At 39.6% G+C, this 15,890-nt stretch carries 20 protein-coding genes and 1 pseudogene; 8 read left to right on the top strand and 13 right to left on the bottom strand.

Translation table 11 applies throughout. From position 1 onward, the window contains the following. Positions 1-238: 238 nt before the first annotated feature. The gene (locus ACFVAD_RS04000; protein ID WP_386636336.1) at positions 239-916 is read left to right on the top strand and encodes a LysM peptidoglycan-binding domain-containing protein; all 678 of its coding nucleotides are present in this window, start codon (positions 239-241) and stop codon (positions 914-916) included. 56 nt (positions 917-972) lie between these two features. Here ACFVAD_RS04000 and abc-f read toward each other — a convergent pair whose 3' ends face one another. Continuing rightward, on the bottom strand, positions 973-2,703 hold the full coding sequence (gene abc-f, locus ACFVAD_RS03995) for a ribosomal protection-like ABC-F family protein (RefSeq protein WP_386636334.1): 1,731 nt from the start codon (positions 2,701-2,703) through the stop codon (positions 973-975). A gap of 500 nt (positions 2,704-3,203) precedes the next feature. Here abc-f and ACFVAD_RS03990 point away from each other — a divergent pair, with 500 nt between their 5' ends. Together ACFVAD_RS03990 and ACFVAD_RS03985 are read left to right on the top strand one after the other, a co-directional pair. Further along, positions 3,204-3,467, top strand: a complete 264-nt coding sequence (locus tag ACFVAD_RS03990; protein WP_386636332.1) for a hypothetical protein — start codon at positions 3,204-3,206, stop codon at positions 3,465-3,467. A 145-nt stretch (positions 3,468-3,612) separates the two neighbouring features. Continuing rightward, positions 3,613-3,993, top strand: coding sequence for a VOC family protein (locus tag ACFVAD_RS03985; protein ID WP_386636330.1), 381 nt, complete (start codon positions 3,613-3,615; stop codon positions 3,991-3,993). Between the two features lie 105 nt (positions 3,994-4,098). On the opposite strand, the gene ACFVAD_RS03980 is transcribed toward ACFVAD_RS03985, so the two are convergent. Together ACFVAD_RS03980 and ACFVAD_RS03975 are read right to left on the bottom strand one after the other, a co-directional pair. Further along, entirely contained in the window at positions 4,099-5,088 is a 990-nt protein-coding gene (locus ACFVAD_RS03980) for an acyltransferase family protein (protein ID WP_386636328.1), read from the bottom strand. 165 nt (positions 5,089-5,253) lie between these two features. Beyond that, positions 5,254-5,523 (bottom strand): HPr family phosphocarrier protein, encoded by a 270-nt coding sequence (locus tag ACFVAD_RS03975; RefSeq protein WP_386636326.1) that lies wholly within the window; start codon positions 5,521-5,523, stop codon positions 5,254-5,256. Between the two features lie 204 nt (positions 5,524-5,727). Between ACFVAD_RS03975 and ACFVAD_RS03970 the strand changes: the two genes are divergently transcribed. After that, a complete protein-coding gene (locus ACFVAD_RS03970) occupies positions 5,728-5,973 on the top strand; it encodes a hypothetical protein (RefSeq protein WP_386636324.1) in 246 nt (81 codons plus the stop codon). Positions 5,974-5,986: 13 nt separating this feature from the next. Beyond that, the gene (locus ACFVAD_RS03965; RefSeq protein ID WP_386636322.1) at positions 5,987-6,235 is read left to right on the top strand and encodes a hypothetical protein; all 249 of its coding nucleotides are present in this window, start codon (positions 5,987-5,989) and stop codon (positions 6,233-6,235) included. On the opposite strand, the gene ACFVAD_RS03960 is transcribed toward ACFVAD_RS03965, so the two are convergent. The 7 genes from ACFVAD_RS03960 to ACFVAD_RS03930 form a co-directional block, all read right to left on the bottom strand. Continuing rightward, on the bottom strand, positions 6,232-6,531 hold the full coding sequence (locus tag ACFVAD_RS03960) for a hypothetical protein (protein ID WP_386636320.1): 300 nt from the start codon (positions 6,529-6,531) through the stop codon (positions 6,232-6,234). The genes ACFVAD_RS03965 and ACFVAD_RS03960 overlap by 4 nt on opposite strands. Continuing rightward, positions 6,528-6,980 (bottom strand): hypothetical protein, encoded by a 453-nt coding sequence (locus tag ACFVAD_RS03955; RefSeq protein ID WP_386636318.1) that lies wholly within the window; start codon positions 6,978-6,980, stop codon positions 6,528-6,530. Before ACFVAD_RS03955 ends, ACFVAD_RS03960 begins: the two co-directional genes overlap by 4 nt. A 15-nt stretch (positions 6,981-6,995) precedes the next feature. Further along, on the bottom strand, positions 6,996-7,208 hold the full coding sequence (locus tag ACFVAD_RS03950) for a hypothetical protein (protein ID WP_386636316.1): 213 nt from the start codon (positions 7,206-7,208) through the stop codon (positions 6,996-6,998). A 17-nt stretch (positions 7,209-7,225) separates the two neighbouring features. Next, positions 7,226-7,660, bottom strand: coding sequence for an Hsp20/alpha crystallin family protein (locus ACFVAD_RS03945; protein ID WP_386636314.1), 435 nt, complete (start codon positions 7,658-7,660; stop codon positions 7,226-7,228). Positions 7,661-7,880: 220 nt separating this feature from the next. Next, positions 7,881-8,327 carry a redoxin domain-containing protein gene (locus ACFVAD_RS03940; protein WP_386636312.1) on the bottom strand — a complete coding sequence of 149 codons (447 nt, stop codon included), beginning with the start codon at positions 8,325-8,327 and terminating at the stop codon, positions 7,881-7,883. A gap of 180 nt (positions 8,328-8,507) precedes the next feature. Continuing rightward, positions 8,508-9,752, bottom strand: a complete 1,245-nt coding sequence (locus ACFVAD_RS03935) for an MFS transporter (protein ID WP_386636606.1) — start codon at positions 9,750-9,752, stop codon at positions 8,508-8,510. Positions 9,753-9,933: 181 nt separating this feature from the next. Then, positions 9,934-10,197, bottom strand: a complete 264-nt coding sequence (locus tag ACFVAD_RS03930; protein ID WP_386636310.1) for a hypothetical protein — start codon at positions 10,195-10,197, stop codon at positions 9,934-9,936. 409 nt (positions 10,198-10,606) lie between these two features. Between ACFVAD_RS03930 and ACFVAD_RS03925 the strand changes: the two genes are divergently transcribed. Beyond that, entirely contained in the window at positions 10,607-11,026 is a 420-nt protein-coding gene (locus ACFVAD_RS03925) for a hypothetical protein (protein ID WP_386636308.1), read from the top strand. Positions 11,027-11,264: 238 nt separating this feature from the next. Here the strand turns inward: ACFVAD_RS03925 and ACFVAD_RS03920 are convergent, their stop codons facing one another. Further along, entirely contained in the window at positions 11,265-12,530 is a 1,266-nt protein-coding gene (locus tag ACFVAD_RS03920) for an ATP-binding protein (protein WP_386636306.1), read from the bottom strand. Between the two features lie 316 nt (positions 12,531-12,846). Here ACFVAD_RS03920 and ACFVAD_RS03915 point away from each other — a divergent pair, with 316 nt between their 5' ends. Beyond that, entirely contained in the window at positions 12,847-13,398 is a 552-nt protein-coding gene (locus tag ACFVAD_RS03915; RefSeq protein WP_386636304.1) for a PadR family transcriptional regulator, read from the top strand. 49 nt (positions 13,399-13,447) lie between these two features. Here ACFVAD_RS03915 and ACFVAD_RS03910 read toward each other — a convergent pair. Beyond that, a pseudogene (locus tag ACFVAD_RS03910) lies at positions 13,448-14,793 on the bottom strand (NCS2 family permease). Between the two features lie 414 nt (positions 14,794-15,207). Here ACFVAD_RS03910 and ACFVAD_RS03905 point away from each other — a divergent pair. Further along, positions 15,208-15,444, top strand: a complete 237-nt coding sequence (locus tag ACFVAD_RS03905; protein ID WP_386636302.1) for an IDEAL domain-containing protein — start codon at positions 15,208-15,210, stop codon at positions 15,442-15,444. Positions 15,445-15,483: 39 nt separating this feature from the next. On the opposite strand, the gene ACFVAD_RS03900 is transcribed toward ACFVAD_RS03905, so the two are convergent. Continuing rightward, entirely contained in the window at positions 15,484-15,696 is a 213-nt protein-coding gene (locus ACFVAD_RS03900) for a hypothetical protein (protein ID WP_386636300.1), read from the bottom strand. Positions 15,697-15,890: the final 194 nt, after the last annotated feature.

Raw genomic sequence — 15,890 nt, 5'->3', positions numbered from 1 at the left:
GGCTGGAGACCCCGCAGGGCGAAGCCTGAGGAGGCTCCAGCAGCGCCCCGCGGAAAGCGCAGCCTAGTGCGGAAATCAACAGCGGTGTTTAATAGGGTCGCCCCTTTTTTTCTATGTAAAACTGAATTCAAATAAACAAAAACAGGCTCATCCTTTTTCAATAAACAAGCGACAAAATTCCTTCAGCTGCGTCAAAGTAAGTGTGAAGCAAAAAAATTGACATACTGGAGTGTACAACATGAAAAAACATCAAAAAATAGCGTTGGCTTTAGCTTTATCACTTGGATTATCAGGTGCAATGGGATTTTCCTCCCATGAAACGGCATCAGCAGCCTCTTATTACAAGGAGGAAATTGTCATTAAAAAAGGCGATACGCTATACAGCCTGTCGAAAAGATATGGCGTTTCCATCGAAGAACTGAAAGAGATGAATGATCTTAACTCTTCAAAGATCATCGCAGGGAAAATGCTTATTATACAGGAGGCGTCCGTAGTAAAGGTCAAAAAAGGTGATACGCTCTACTCCCTGTCCAAGGAGCATGACACCACCGTATCCAAATTGAAAGCCTGGAACAATCTTTCATCCAACATGATCTACACCGGACAGAAACTGTTAGTGAAAGCTCCTATAATCATCACCGTAAAAAAGGGCGATACACTGTATTCCTTGGCCAACAAATACGATACATCCGTAACTGATCTTAAGCAGTGGAATGGATTAACATCGTCCACTATTAAACTCGGCGAAAAATTATATGTGACACCTGCTCCCGAAAGCTATACGATCACAATTAAAAAAGGGGACACATTATACTCCATTGCCAAGAAATATGGCACTACCGTAAAAAGTCTGAAAGAGTTAAACGAGCTGACTTCCAATACTATTTATGTCGGAGATAAGCTTAAGTTGAATTGATACCTATATGGAAAACAAAAAAAGACTTGGATGAATTTTCACCCAAGTCTTTTCGCTTATCCGATTTCCCTTTTTCTTTTCATCAGTTCCAATAGCTTTCCATCCATTTCTGCATACGCTTCAGTGCCTGGAACTACCATACTTATTTTTCCTAATAGTTCAGTGATCTTCGTATCCAAGAGAGCAAGCATTTCTTGTTTTTCTTTTTTATCCGGCTCCACCTTTTGTTTTAGCTTTTCATCATATTCCTTTAATCCCATTTCCACTCTTTTGATTTTCTGATTTTCAATCAGGAGTAGCTTATCGCATAGCTTTTCGATAAAATACCGGTCATGTGAAACAACAATCAAAGTTCCCTGGAAGCTTGCCAAGGTTTCCTCTAGCTGTTCCCTGCTTGGAAGATCCAAGTGGTTAGTCGGTTCGTCAAGAATCAATACATCATATTCCTGCATAATCATATATACCAGCTTGACACGAGTTCGTTCACCCAGACTAAGGGAGGAAATCGGTTTTAGAAGCTTCTCTTCTTTCATTCCCATGTTAGCAAAAATGGATCTAGCTTTTGAAACCCTCTCCCAGCCGCTCAGATCCAGATATTCCATCGCTGTTTTGCCCGACGGCATATCACTAACATCCTGACTCAAATACGCTATTTTCAGGGTTTCGCTTTTCCATAGAGATCCTTTTGAAATGGGCTCACTTCCCAACAACATGTTGATAAAAGTCGTTTTTCCTGCACCATTTGATCCAAGTAACCCCATCTTCTCCCCATGCTTTACATAAAAATGACTTTGCTTAAACAGAATGCGATCACCAAACTCCTTTGTTAACCCTTTTGCCTCAAGAATTCTCTTACCACGCTTACCACTTGCTTCAAAGTCAAATAGCACCTGCGCTTCCTCTTTTGGTTTTTCCACTTTATTTTTGGAAAGCTCAAGCTCCAGCCTTTTTGTCTTCGACTTGATCTGATTGTCTTTCTTTTTGGCCTTGACTCTTTCGAACTCTTTTAACCCCATCTGTCTATTTTCGGAATCGCCCCTGTCTTTTCCAGCCTCCCGATGCGCTTTCTCAGACCATTGCTTAAGGGTTGCAATCTGGCTTTCCACCATTTGAATTTTCCGTTGTTGTTTATCGTAATCTCTCACCTGCTGTTCAAATTGGCGTTGCTTTTCATTCCGGTAATCGGTATAGTTCCCTACATACTCCTTTAACTGACCTTCCTCGATTTCGTACACTTTCGTGACGCTTCTATCCAGGAAATATCTATCATGGGAAATGATTACTGCCGCTCCATGGAAAAGATTCAGCTCATCCACCAGCCAGTTAACTCCTTTCAAGTCCAGGTGGTTGGTAGGTTCATCAAGGAATATGAGAGAAGGTTTTTTTGCCCAGATTGCTGCTAGTGCAAGCTTCAACCTTTCTCCACCACTTAAATGTTGATAACGCTCCTTCTCCCAATGCTGCAGCTTTTCCAGACCCAATCTGCTTGTCGTCCTCAAAAGAAGTTCTTCATTATCAGATAACACATGATCATCAAGGAGTCCTTCATAATCTGTGGATTGGGGAAGATATCCTATACTCAACTCTTGCGGATACTTGGTGATACTTCCTTCATCCGGCATTATCAGTCCCTGCAGAATTCTCATCAGGGTAGTTTTCCCTGATCCATTCCAACCAACAAGCCCAATTCTCTCCCCGTTTCTTATGTCCAACGTAATGTCTTTCAAAATATTTCTTTCTCCGAAGCTTTTGTTGATGTTCTTAGCTTGTAGAATAATGTTTCTCATACACAGCACCTCCTCATTGCTTAATTGTTTTTATTTGTTTTGGCAATAAAAAAATGAGCAGCTTTATCAATCATCGCAAAAAAAACCTCCCTAGGTACCTAGAGAGGTTCAAGATAAGTCCTGTGCATGAAAACGTGCCATGCTTAAATAAGCCTTTTACGCAATGAAGTATCGTAAAAAACACTATGCAAAATAGCTAGTGGTCTTCAAACGATGCTTATGGAAGGCAAAATGGGCAGACTAATCCAATTCTCTAGGTTCCTCATTTTATTCATCATCATGAGTTCTCTCCTAAAAATCAGATTAATTCCACATCGCACCTTGTACCTTCCTTTTCTCGTATTGATTTCTCTATTAGTATATTTTCCCTATCCCTGCCTGTCAATACAAATAGGTAAATTCCGCTTGGGCACTTTCTGAATATTCCTATATATTTATGGTATAATATTAGGAAGACAGTGTTCATCCACTACTAATATTAACGGAGGATATGCCGTAAAATGGATTATTTGTTAACACTTTTGTCCGTCCTTCTGCTCGGTATCATCGTTTATCTCGGTAGCAGTTTAATGACCATGCTAAATAGAAAGATACAGTTCCTCGTTGTCATCATACCCATGGTTTCCATTGCCATCCTTTACAGTGTTATTGCCAGATTAACCGGCCTCCTGCCTATTCTCATCACCATGACCACCCTGCTTTCCTTGCTAGGCATATGGAAGGTCACAAGAATGAAGGCAACGGAGCGTATAAATAATATATGATCACCTGACTGCTAGTCCCATTATGGGATTCGCGGTTTTTTTGTTTCCCCTGCTAAAGATGTAGAAAAGAATACTTCCAAGCATGGATTTCCTGCACTCGTAGCGGTGTAAACTTATAGTATAAAATTTAAAAGGGGTATCAGGGATGAAGAACTCAAAACTTTTTGAAACGCATATAAAAACAAGGAATTTAGAGGAAGCCATCAGTTTTTACGAGAAGCTTGGATTGACGCTTGCCATTGTCATTCAAGAAAGAAGGGTAGCTTTTTTCTGGCTTGGGGACCCGGATAAAAAGGAGCAGATGCTTGGCATATGGGAGGTCACGAAGGAGAAATTTATTCCTGCACATTTTGCATTTTATGTGGAATTTGACCAGTTACTCAAAATCCCTGCATTTTTGCAAGGAAAGGACATCACCTTGACGGAAAGCTTTGGGCTTAAGACGACTGATGCAGTAGTCCATTCGTGGATGCCATCTGCGAGCTATTATTTCTCCGATCCAGATGGAATATATAACAGCACTTGAGGGTGCACCTGCTCCTCATTTAGGAACACTCCATTTAAAGGATTGGTTGAAACGAAAAGAAGAATATTAAAAAAGAACCTCCTTCACCGTGGAGGTTCTTCATTTTCAGCCGTTCTTCAAGGATAATCCTTCTTTCATATATCCAAAAGGCGTCTGTATTGCTTTTACGACATATTTATTTCCTGTAATGAAGGTGACTACGATACTCATCATAATAAGAAGTATATAGCCCGATGTTGAGTGTATTGCCTCACTGAAGCTTGTCTCAAAGAACCATTTAATGATAAATCCGTGAAGGATGTACACATAAAATGATCTTCTTCCGATTCCTGTGAAGAAATATTTCTCTTTAGGAACTAGGGCAAAGAATGCAAGTGTAACGAGAAAACTTCCTGCATAGATGCCAACACGGCCCAACATGTCAATCACAGAAGAGAATGTGTAGGTCCCATAAAGGATACTTGCACCATCAATTCCACCTAAAACGATGTAGATAGCTACAAACAGAAGAACCAGGAATCCAGCAGCATATGGGCGATAAGCCCCGTTTTTCACACGTTCAAATAGATCCGTTTTCGTGAGATAATACCCGATCAGGAAGAACGGAAAGAAGTAAAATGTTCTATCAAGGCTCAGGAAACGCGCGGATATCTCGAAAAATCCTATTCCCACTCCCAAGGCAAGCGCCAAAGGTACACTGTATCTGGCTTTCAGCTTGGCAAATAGCGGTAACATCAGCTTCCAGGCAATCATACTCAACAGGAACCACATGGCCCATCTTGGTGTGAAATATTGCAGGGAATATTCCGTTGATGCATAAAGCTGGCTATAGAACAACGTATAGATGGTCTGCAAAATAAGGTATGGCACCAGCAATCTTGTCACTATTTTTGTATAGTATCCTTTTTTATGAAAGTTAGTACTAAAGTGTCCGGCCAATAAAATGAATGCCGGCATATGAAAGATGAAGATAAAGTGATAGATGGACACAATCCATTCATCATTTGTTCGATAAGGGGATATGATGTGCCCAAATACGACTAAAAAGATTAGGATAAACTTCGCATTGTCAAAGAAGGAATCGCGAGTTTTCATGATGTTCTCCTCCGTTTCTGTTCTATACGAAGATATTTACCCAGATTTATTGAAGTAATAAACCTAGCAACATATATATTCGGAAAGTATAAAGGAAACCTGTCCGTCTTATCAATGTTATTTTCTGTAAAGAAATACACGCAGCTCCGTTCTCTGCGTGTCGGATTATTCAACATTTATTTCATTTTTTAGAAATGATGACAACATTGACACCGCTTCTTTTTCATCCAAACCTTCCGCCTTCACCGTTACGACATTGCCGCATTCTATCCCCAAGGAAAGAAGGCCAAGAATGCTTTTTCCATCCACTATTTTGCTGTGACGCACCACTTTGATTTCAGATTGGAAAGCAAGCGCCTTTTGGACAAAGGATTGGGCTGTTTTCGAGTGAAGTCCATTCGTAAGTGCAACGATAATCTGCTTTGTTACCATCATGATTTCCCCCAACTATTGCTTAAAATTTATATATGGTATGACAAGGTAAATAAAATCATGATTAACTTTTGTAAAATAGTACTTTTGCCTAATTCTATATAAAATCGCACACAAATTTGATTAATAATTTTTTTTAAGAATTGATAACTATCTCCCAATTATTTCATACACTGAATACAATCAAGTATGGAGGAGGGAAATACATTGCCAGTATCCATTATCTTCAACCAAATAAATGTGAACTCCATCAGTAAGAGTTCGGCGGTTTCCACAGGTCAAAATAATCAACCGGACTGGTCGACACAAGGAAAAATCAATATGGGAAATGGAATTGAAATCGGGGTGGTAGGCATTAACGGAGTATTCAATGTGGTCATTGATACGGATGGAGTTGATACGACCATTACGAATCCTGAACTGAACAACCCTCAGCCGAGTGCCCAATTCTAGGATGGAGGCCACTATGCGCAATACAAAAAAACAGACATTGCATGTCCACTTCCTTCTAGATCGGATTGAAATAAACTCCATCATGAATAGCTCCGGAGTTTTCACCGGGCACAACGTCCAGTCAAATTGGAGTACCAGCCAAAAAGCAAATATGGGTTTTGGAATGGTCGTAGGTACAGACAATCATTCTTCCTCCAATATGAACATTGTATATGACCCGGATATGGTTGATATGCCCGTTCAGGTTAAATCCAGCAGCTAATTTTCATCATCAGAGTCCATGCCTTGCTTTTCCTTTATGACATCCTGGAGCCATAGAGGAAGTTCCTGATTTTCCAGCTGGTGAAGCATATCGATAAAGGACGAGTCGCTTACCAAACTTTTGGTTTCATGGATATCATTTTCATCTCCGCTGATATTACCAATCCCCTGATTATGTTTTTTATTGCTTTGAAACTGTGCAGGGTAATTGTTCCCCATGTTTATGCAGGAGGCACTCTCAACCACTCCTATACGGATACTGCCTATGAAAAAATTGGGGGAATATGGAGAACTCATTGGTTTTCCTCCTTTTTCTTAAAGGTGACCGAGTAGCCCTTGGTTTTCGGAGTTAGAACAAGATCCTTTTGGGGTTGTTCCTTCTGTTTTGAGTAAGATTTCACAATATTTTGCTGCTTATTTGATTTTGTTTTATCCACGACCTTCCCCTTTAGAGGAATGGAGGGGATCTTTTGTTTTGGCATGTCAGATTGGGAAGGGTGCAGCTCTCCCTGTACTCCTCCATCAAAATTATTGCCTATATTCAAGGTTCGGCTTAAGTTTTCAATACTGATGGATTCCAAATGGTAATGGAGCTGTTCAAATGCGGCCTCTTTTATTTCCAGATGCTGTATATGGTAATGGATAGTGCGCTCCTTTTTCATTTCTTCTATCTCATTAATAAGACTAGCCAGTTTGTGTTCAAGTTCTTTGACTTTGTCATCAACATTATAGTTATTTTCAATCATTATGATCACAACCAGCTAAATTTGATTTTGTTCATTCGACTCTTTACCACTTTGATTCCTGACCATACTAGTATTATTATCCATCCGATTCTTTTCCCCGACCATAGTACCCACCCCTTCATTTTCCTGCTTCTGGGCTTTAACATTAAAAATTGTATTTTCTCCTTTGTTAAGTGAAGAGGAATTCATCAGGGTGTCTACTTTGAATGAATGAAATTCAAATTTCATCTTTTCAGCTCCCGATATCAGTCTTGGAAATCAATTTCAACCTGAATTTCCTGCTTTGATTTTTGAAAGGTCAACAAAAGTACTCCTTGCTTGTATTGGGCTGTCAATTTCTGTGGAACAAAGGAAAAGGGGATGGAAATCACACGCTTGAATGTACCGAAGAATCTCTCACTTTGAAGGAGGTTCTCTTTTGGCATCTGATAAGGGTAGGGGATGGTCCCTTTTATAAAGAGCTGATTATTTTGGACGGATAGCTCTACATCCTTTGAGGAATTAAGTCCTGGAAGCTCCAGTACCATATATCCATGTGTAGGTGTTTCATATATATCTATTAATGGAACCCTTTTGGGAATGACAGGCAATACATCCTTCCAGAACTTCTCCCCCAGGACATCATCTATTTTCTCATTCATGTTTTCCCATGGATTACCCTGCTTGCTATTCTTCTTCATCTCCCTCCTCCCCTGTACCGTCAAAAATACCTCCTGCATGTTTCAAATAATGTATCTCTTTATGTATATGTGACTTGGTGGACTAATTATTACGAGCTTGATTGAAACGAGCTTTAAAAAGCAATTATATGTTCCTCAAAAATGACTAAAAAAGCAGCCTGACAGGGAAATTCCCCAGCAAGGCTGCTTTAATAATAAAAGGGGTCTGGCCCCTTATTCTTTACTTCTCTTCTACACCAAGAACCCTGTTGATACGTTTTTTCAGCATGTTCATGCCGCTTCCTCCTGCCCGGAAGTGACGCAGGTTTCCTTCTGCATCAAAAACGTAGTAGGCTGGCACATATTTATTTTCAAAGGCATCTGTCAATTTGTGTTCACTATCTACAAAGATCGGCTGGGTAATATCATGTCCCATTGCCATCGAGCGAATTACACCTAGATCAAGGTCATCCTCGGATCGCGGCATGTGAACTGCCACAACGTTTAACTCGTCATCATATTCATCGCGAAGATCATTGATTTCCGGCATTGCCTCTTTACATAAATAACAGCTCACAGACCAGAAGTGAATAAGCGTTGGTTTCCCAATTAGGTCGTCTTTTGTCACTTCTTCATTAATCCATTCTGTTGCACCTGTCAATTCAGGCATTTGTTCTCTAAGTTTCATGTCTATTCTCCCTTTCATCTATACCAATTACTTTTTTATAATAATTATTATATAATATATTTTATATTATATTTTCTAACTGCTTATCTGTCAATACAGATTGTATTAATTACAAAAAGATAATTAAAATAATAAGCACACACACAAATTAAAAAGGAAGCCGGTTCAGCTCCCTTTTTTCTATGCTTCTTTTTTGTATGGCACCTTCAATGTCACCACAAGTCCTATGAAGGCAAGTATTATCAATGAACCAAGTGCCGTTCTGCTGGCAATATTTCCATAGCTCGCCAATAGAAGAGTGATTGTTCCATAAATTAATGGGCCGACAATGGAGGACACTTTGCCTGAGAAAGCAAACAGACCGAAGAATTGGCCCCTTTTCCCTTCAGGGGTCAATTCAATGATGAATGTTCTGGATGTGACCCAGGTGGCACCCAACGCTACTCCAAACAGGCTTCCAGCCGTCCAAAGCATCCATGGAGCAATGGAAAACACGGCGAATAACAACGCAACAATCAACAAGCCCGCCACAGATACAACAGCATATTTCGATCCAATCCTCTTTGAAATATATCCGTAAATAAAAGAGCCGATGATACTTGATACGGTGGAAACCAAATACAGCAGGATGAATTCAGAAGCTGTAAATCCTCCGATAGACCGAGCATAGATTGCCATCATGGCAATCGCTGTTGCGATGGCATCGTTGATGAAGAAGTAAGCGATCATAAACAGGAAAACTGGCCGGTATATGCGCATTTCCTTAAAGGTCTGCAGGATTTCCTGATAGCCGCTGATAAATGACTTCTTTTCCTTAACTTGTAACGGTTTATCTTTGTAGATGAAAAATAATGGCAGGGAAAACAGTAAAAATAATAGGCCTGTAGGGATAAATGCACGGTGGAAACCACTGTCCCCCACATAAAGGTAGACGGTTAAACCTAAAAGTGTTCCCAAGTAGCCTACTGCAATCCCGAATCCCGAAATGAGTGGCATCTCTTTTTTCGAACCGAGATCCGGCATCATCGTATCGTAGAAAATTAAGGATGAGTGGAAAAAGAATTTGGCAACCACAAACAAAAGTAATACTGCACTAAAGGTAATAGGCAATCCGAAAAGTAATTGACTGCTCTCAAATGAAGCAAATACTCCCATGAAAATGGTGCAGAATACGGCCATCAGTGTAAACGGAATGATATATGACTTTCTTTTTCCTGTACGATCAATCAGTACACCGAACAATGGAGAAAAGAGAACGAGAAAGAAACTGGCCGTAGCGTTTGCATAGGATAAAAAGGTGCTGGCGATCTGGTCCATCCTTTCATTGGTTCCAATGACCTCCTGCAGATAGAAAGGAAAGAAAATCGTAATGATATTTGACGAAAAAATAGTGTTAGCAAAGTCATATAGGGCCCAGGATAGTATAGGTAATGAAAAATAAAGCTGCCACGGAGACCTTGGTTTTTGTTCCTTGTATAATTGACTTTCGACTTTATTCTCTAAGTTTGCCACATTCTTTCCCCCAATAATTATTGATAAAGGAAGTATTCTCTAATGAATCCTCGCACTCCTTCTTCTTTACTCAGATTTAAGGTGAAGTTAATGTTCAGCGGGAAATCCCTAGTAAACGTTTCTTATTAAAATGCTCTTTTCGTAAAGATTGTTGTTTTAAGTAGGACTGGGTTAAAGATAAGGTGTCAACATTAAACTCCCTGTTGGTCTCCGTTCCAGGCGTTCGCTTATCCATGGCGGCCTCGGGAGTCTCCTCGGCGCTTTGCGCCTGTGGGGTCTCCCTTGACACGCTGCTCCCGCAGGACAAGGAAGGCTGCGGCAGCAATACATCGCACGCAGAAAATGCTTGCATTTTCAAGGAGTCTCACACCTTGCACTCCAACCAACAGGGGTGAATCATAGAATAAAATTTGATTTCCTAAAGTTTGAAAAATTGGACTTTGTCTCATTTTTTTTCATTTCAGTAGAGCAAATAATGTTAAAAAACTGAGTTGATTGTAGCGGAGGACACTTGACTCCTGCGGGAGAGTAGAGGGCATGGGAGACCCCACAGGCGAAGCCGAGGAGGCTCCCATCCGTCCCCGGCGAATCTTGTGTCCGGAGCGGAAATCAACGGGCTACATTTGATGCAACAATCTTTGTTAAAAGAGCCTATTAAAATGATATGAACATGTTTGCACATTCAACACTCAGTAAAAAAATGAATAGTACCCTTTTCCCTTAATCATACTAATAGTAAATACATTTGATTGGAGCAGAATGAAATAATGAGAGTGCTATTCTTCCTTTTTACAGTGCTAGTAATGGCGAGTGGGTGTGGTATACTAGACGGAAACAATGAAGCACAAGGAAACTCCCCCACTTTGACCGAGACACAACATACAGGTGATGTTCCTTCTAATGAAGAAATGTTGATAGGGGCAAGAAATCAGTTCCCGTCGGCTGCAGAGAATATGAAATCCGAAAAAAGCTTTTATTCCAAAGAAGACGCTAAACTACTTGTAAAGAAGCATCTTCAAGTGGGTAACAACGAGAGTATGTCAGTCACTTTTGAAGGTTTTAAGGATGACCATTACCTTTTTCATGTATACGATCTGGTTCATTTCAATAACCAGCCGGAAAAAATGACCCGTGGATGGTATAAGGTAGACCCGGAGTCCGGGAAAGTATCGTTGGAGAAAAAATAAGTCCGCAACGCTCTTTTCATAAAGTTTGTTGCTTTGTGTCCGTGAAAAATCGGCTTTTGGATTTTTTACAGCATTTCCCTTGATATTATTCAATGTGATAAAGAATTTACTATACGGAAAAGAGCACGAGGACTAGTACTATAACGTGATTACTTTGAGTACGTCAATAGCAACAATTTATGCTGAAATATCCTTCAGCAAAAAAGGCAGACCAAGACAATTGTCTCAGTCTGCCTTTTCAATTTCGATAATGGCTGGCTGTAGGTAAAATCACTGTCACCTTCGTGCCATGTTTCACCTTGCTATCATAAAGTATTTTGCCTTTCATTTCATGTACGAGCCTGTTCGTTATCATGCTGCCTAATCCGGTACCTTTTGACTTGGTCGTATAATATGGAAGACCTATTTTTTCCAGCTGTTCTTCTGACATCCCTATGCCGTTATCAATGAATGTAATAATCACAGACCCCTTTGTATCTCCAGGCTTTTTCTCTATTTTAACAAAGCCACCCTTTTCCTCATCTATGGATTCTATTCCATTCTTAATAATGTTCATGATCGCTTGTTTCAGATGTTGTTCATCCGTATAGATGAAATGCGTTCCTTCCAATTCAAGCTCCAAGGATACATTTCTATATGAACCAAATGGCCTCAGCAGTTCGACAGAATCGGATAGTACCAAATTCAAGTCAACGAACTTCAATGAAAAAGATGTAGGTTTTGCCACAGTAAGATAATTGGTTATGATTTTATTTGTACGATCAAGCTCGTCCAGGATTAAAGGGGCAAACTGTTGCAGTCTCTCATCCTTGGTGTCCGTATTCAAATACTGGATAAATCCACGAACAGTTGTAATAGGGTTGCGAATTTCATGGGCAAAGGCAGCCGCCATTTGCCCAATGGTGGATAATTTCTCGAGGTACAATGTTTCATCAAATTGCTGGTTCGCCAAAATTAAATGCTCCACTACATAAATTAATGAAAGAAATGTCGCAGCAAAAGCAAGAAAGTATACCAGATAAAAACTCATCTCCAGAAAAGAGACAGTGTTGTAGAGGATAAAAATATAACCGGAGTAATAAAAGATCAGAATAAAAAGACCGTACAATCCCTTATTTGCACTTTTTAAGAAAACCGGGCGAAAAGTGACCGCAACTATAAAAGCCAAGATGGAAACGGCAATTCCAACATAGAGGAACTCTCCTCCGATGAAATATCTAACCACAGAAACGATGACTGCACTTAAAAGTCCGGGATAAGCACCTCCGTATAATGTTACTAGCATAATAGGAATCATTCTGAGATCAAAATGTGTTTCCTCCAGCGTTTCAATTGGATAAAGCATACATAACAGAGCTGCAAATGCACTGAAGAGAGCAAATACCGTTTGCTGCTTGAAATTCAACGGCTTCCGTTTACTAAAAGGGAAAAACATATTCGAATTGAATAACAGCGAAAAAATGATGGTTATATTGACGATTAAGGGTTTAATCAGATAGATCATTAAAGGGGGTTCCTCCATTACCGTACATCAATTTTCTAAAGCAGAAAATCAATGGTAATCTTGCTTGTACTTTCTATATTGTACCTATCACCAGAAAGCATACCTTCCCTATTATAGGTTCTACATTCAAAAACTGTCTAGTCGAAATACCGTTAAAATCACAAAACCGCAAAATCCGATACAAATAATCGGCTTTTGCATTCTCCCCTTAAGAATCAAGGATAATTTTATTTTTAGGAATTGAACACCTCTTTCCTTTATAATAGAAGGATACAAATCTGTTGATGAAGAAGTTTCAATAAGAAGGTGCATGAATATGGCAATGAAGCTCGTAATACTTGGACTCCTGATGGAAGGGGATAAACATCCCTATGAAATGCAGCAGGTGATGCAGGAGAGGCATATGGAGCATTATATCAAATTGGCAAAAGGCTCATTGTACTACGCTGTAGAAAAGCTGCTGAAACAGGAGCACATAGCTGTACGGGAAGTCGTAAAGGATCAGACAAGACCTGATAAAACCATTTACTATATTACCGAAAAAGGAAAAAAAACTTTTCAAGAGCTGTTAAAAAAACAGTTCCAAGCTGAAACGAATTATTATCATCCCATGTATACAGCACTCGCTTTTATTCACCTTTGGGATTCCGACATGATTACCAATATTTTGAAAGAGCGGATTGAACACACAAAGTTTCAATTGGAAATGCTTGAGAGAGTATATCAACTTTACGGTGTAGGCGCTCCCCATGGATCTGTTTCCATTATGGAAAACGCTCATGAATTATGTAAAGTGGAGCTGACTTGGCTTGAGAAATTACACCAGGATGCAAAGGACGGATTATTTGAAAAGAAAGATAGAAATTAAAAACGAGCATCGGCCAAGAGGCCCTTGCTCGTTTTTGTTTAATCGATTATCAATGCATCGGGAAGAAAATCATTTGAACTAGGAATATCACCGCAAAAATGTAAATGAGAGGGTGTACTTCCTTCCACTTTCCGGAGACAGCCTTCATGATCGGATACAAAATAAATCCGAAGGCAATTCCTGTAGCAATGCTTGAAGTAAGCGGCATAATGAGAATAATGGCAAATGCAGGGAATGCCTCATCAAACTGGTTCCACATTATCTTTGCAAGGCCTTCCATCATGAAACAACCTACAATTATCAAAATTGGTGCTGTAATGGCTGGCAGCATGGAGATTGCCGAAATAAATGGAGAAAAGATCATCGAGAATAAGAATAACCCCGCGACTACCACTGCAGTCAATCCGGTTCTCCCTCCTGCCGCAACTCCTGACGATGATTCAATGTAAGCACATGATGGGCTAGTACCAAATGCTGCTCCGATTGTGGTAGCAAACGAATCGGATAAGGTAGCCTGCTTGGTACGAGGCAGCTTTCCGTTTTTCATAAAGCCACCCTGCTCAGATACACCGACAAGCGTCCCGGTGGAGTCAAAGATTGTCACTAAAACAAATGCAAAAACAACTGTAAATAAACTGTTGGAAAACACTCCGCTTACAGCTTCTCCCAAATTGATGAAGGTTGGCAGAGGCGGAACAGAATAATACCCATCGAATTTCAATAGGTTCATAAAGTACCCCGCTACCGCCGTCGCAATCATCCCGAAAAACAAGGCACCTGTCACTCTTTTGGCCATGAGTATCAACGTTAAAATCAATCCCCCGATGGCTAGGGCTGTTGCAGGCTCCGTTAAATCACCAAGTGTAATCACCGTTGCTTCATTCGGTTGTACAATACCTGCCATTTTCAGCCCGAGAAATGCGATGAACAATCCAATTCCAGCTGTTATACCATATTTTAATGGTGCTGGGATAGCTTCAATCAGAGCTTTCCTAAGATTCGTCAAACTTATGCTGGGATAGCTTCAATCAGAGCTTTCCTAAGATTCGTCAAACTTAATAGTATAATAATAAGTCCTGCCAGAAATACAGTTCCAAGAACAGCTTGATAGGTTAGGCCCTGACTTGCGACTACCGTTGTGAAATATGCATTCAGTCCCATTCCAGGTGCGACTGCAACAGGATATTTTGCTAATAGTCCCATTGTTAATGTTCCCACAACTGCTGCAATAATGGTAGCCATGAAAACTTGGTCAAAAGGAATTCCTGCTGCTGATAGAATCGCAGGATTCACAATCACGATATATACCATTGTAAGGAAGGTAGTAACACCCGCCAACACTTCCGTCCTTATGTTTGTTCCAGATTCTTTTAGTCCAAATAATTTTTCAATCACTATTTAATCCCCCAAAAAACGAATGTATTAATAAAACCTATATAATAATATTCGTTTATTCAACAAAAAACAAGTATGAATTTTGAATAGATATACTATCATCCGCTTTTTTGGTGATTTTTAAGGATTGCACATTTGAAAGGATAGATAGAACTTGTTCTACTTTGTTTTCATCCAAAGAGTTCTGGGTATATAAAAATTAACCAATTAAACTAATGGCCATTGTCAGCTGGCACTTATTAACAGAGATTCCACTATTTTTTCTGATATATCTAAATTTTCTAAAAATACTTCTTCACAAATCCAGTAAAATATCAGATAATAGGACAAAGGAGCAGGTGGATTTCCATCTACCTTTCCTTTCATGATTAACCCGTTACACAATACCAAAATTGCGCACAGGGGGTAAAAATTATGAATAAACATTTTGCTTTTCAACCAGAACAATCTGTATCGAATATCCAAAGTCTAGATATGACGAAAGAGGAGAAAATGGCACAACTCATTGTAGACTCCTCTGTATTTCAATATCATAAAAAACGGCTGATGAAAGAAATCGATCAAGCGCTAAGTATTAGAAATCAGGAAAAATTCAAGCGTCTATCAACTGAATATAATGAACTGCTAAATCAGTTTTCCCACATTAATTAATAAAGAAGCGGACAGCATCCGCTTCTTTATTATTGCATATTATTGGGATGACTCATCTGTATGCTTCTTTTCTCTTTCTTTTCTGCAGCAGGAACAGCCATTGCTATTCTGCCCTGTTTTCTCTTGCTTGAACAGATAAGCCAATACACCAATGAGCAAGAATGAAAAGACCCCTGATGATTCACCTTGAAAAAACAAATCTTCCGCGTACACTTCAAACAACCTCAACCAAATCTCAAACAAAATATCCATTACTCTTTCCCCTTTCAGACGGAATCCAACAGACACCAAATCCCAGTAATACTAAGATGAAAGGAGTAACATTACGTAAGGCAATGGAGAAGGTAAATATTTTGACTTATGCGAATATTCTGTGTTCAATAATATCATACCGCACATGTTATTTTTTTCCTATCCTACTTGTTTCATATTTTTGTAGGACTTCC

It is taken from the genome of Sutcliffiella sp. NPDC057660 (genome assembly GCF_042800035.1).
Lineage (GTDB): Bacteria > Bacillota > Bacilli > Bacillales > Bacillaceae_I > Sutcliffiella_A.
The sequence above is the reverse complement of the archived record's forward strand: the minus strand, read 5'-3'. Positions and strand labels throughout refer to the sequence as shown.

Coding starts and splice junctions, on each gene's coding strand:
- ACFVAD_RS04000 (WP_386636336.1), top strand. CDS start 239: ATGAAAAAACATCAAAAAATAGCGTTGGCTTTAGCTTTATCACTTGGA.
- abc-f (WP_386636334.1), bottom strand. CDS start 2,703: ATGAGAAACATTATTCTACAAGCTAAGAACATCAACAAAAGCTTCGGA.
- ACFVAD_RS03990 (WP_386636332.1), top strand. CDS start 3,204: ATGGATTATTTGTTAACACTTTTGTCCGTCCTTCTGCTCGGTATCATC.
- ACFVAD_RS03985 (WP_386636330.1), top strand. CDS start 3,613: ATGAAGAACTCAAAACTTTTTGAAACGCATATAAAAACAAGGAATTTA.
- ACFVAD_RS03980 (WP_386636328.1), bottom strand. CDS start 5,088: ATGAAAACTCGCGATTCCTTCTTTGACAATGCGAAGTTTATCCTAATC.
- ACFVAD_RS03975 (WP_386636326.1), bottom strand. CDS start 5,523: ATGATGGTAACAAAGCAGATTATCGTTGCACTTACGAATGGACTTCAC.
- ACFVAD_RS03965 (WP_386636322.1), top strand. CDS start 5,987: ATGCGCAATACAAAAAAACAGACATTGCATGTCCACTTCCTTCTAGAT.
- ACFVAD_RS03960 (WP_386636320.1), bottom strand. CDS start 6,531: ATGAGTTCTCCATATTCCCCCAATTTTTTCATAGGCAGTATCCGTATA.
- ACFVAD_RS03955 (WP_386636318.1), bottom strand. CDS start 6,980: ATGATTGAAAATAACTATAATGTTGATGACAAAGTCAAAGAACTTGAA.
- ACFVAD_RS03950 (WP_386636316.1), bottom strand. CDS start 7,208: ATGAAATTTGAATTTCATTCATTCAAAGTAGACACCCTGATGAATTCC.
- ACFVAD_RS03945 (WP_386636314.1), bottom strand. CDS start 7,660: ATGAAGAAGAATAGCAAGCAGGGTAATCCATGGGAAAACATGAATGAG.
- ACFVAD_RS03940 (WP_386636312.1), bottom strand. CDS start 8,327: ATGAAACTTAGAGAACAAATGCCTGAATTGACAGGTGCAACAGAATGG.
- ACFVAD_RS03925 (WP_386636308.1), top strand. CDS start 10,607: ATGAGAGTGCTATTCTTCCTTTTTACAGTGCTAGTAATGGCGAGTGGG.
- ACFVAD_RS03920 (WP_386636306.1), bottom strand. CDS start 12,530: ATGATCTATCTGATTAAACCCTTAATCGTCAATATAACCATCATTTTT.
- ACFVAD_RS03915 (WP_386636304.1), top strand. CDS start 12,847: ATGGCAATGAAGCTCGTAATACTTGGACTCCTGATGGAAGGGGATAAA.
- ACFVAD_RS03905 (WP_386636302.1), top strand. CDS start 15,208: ATGAATAAACATTTTGCTTTTCAACCAGAACAATCTGTATCGAATATC.
- ACFVAD_RS03900 (WP_386636300.1), bottom strand. CDS start 15,696: ATGGATATTTTGTTTGAGATTTGGTTGAGGTTGTTTGAAGTGTACGCG.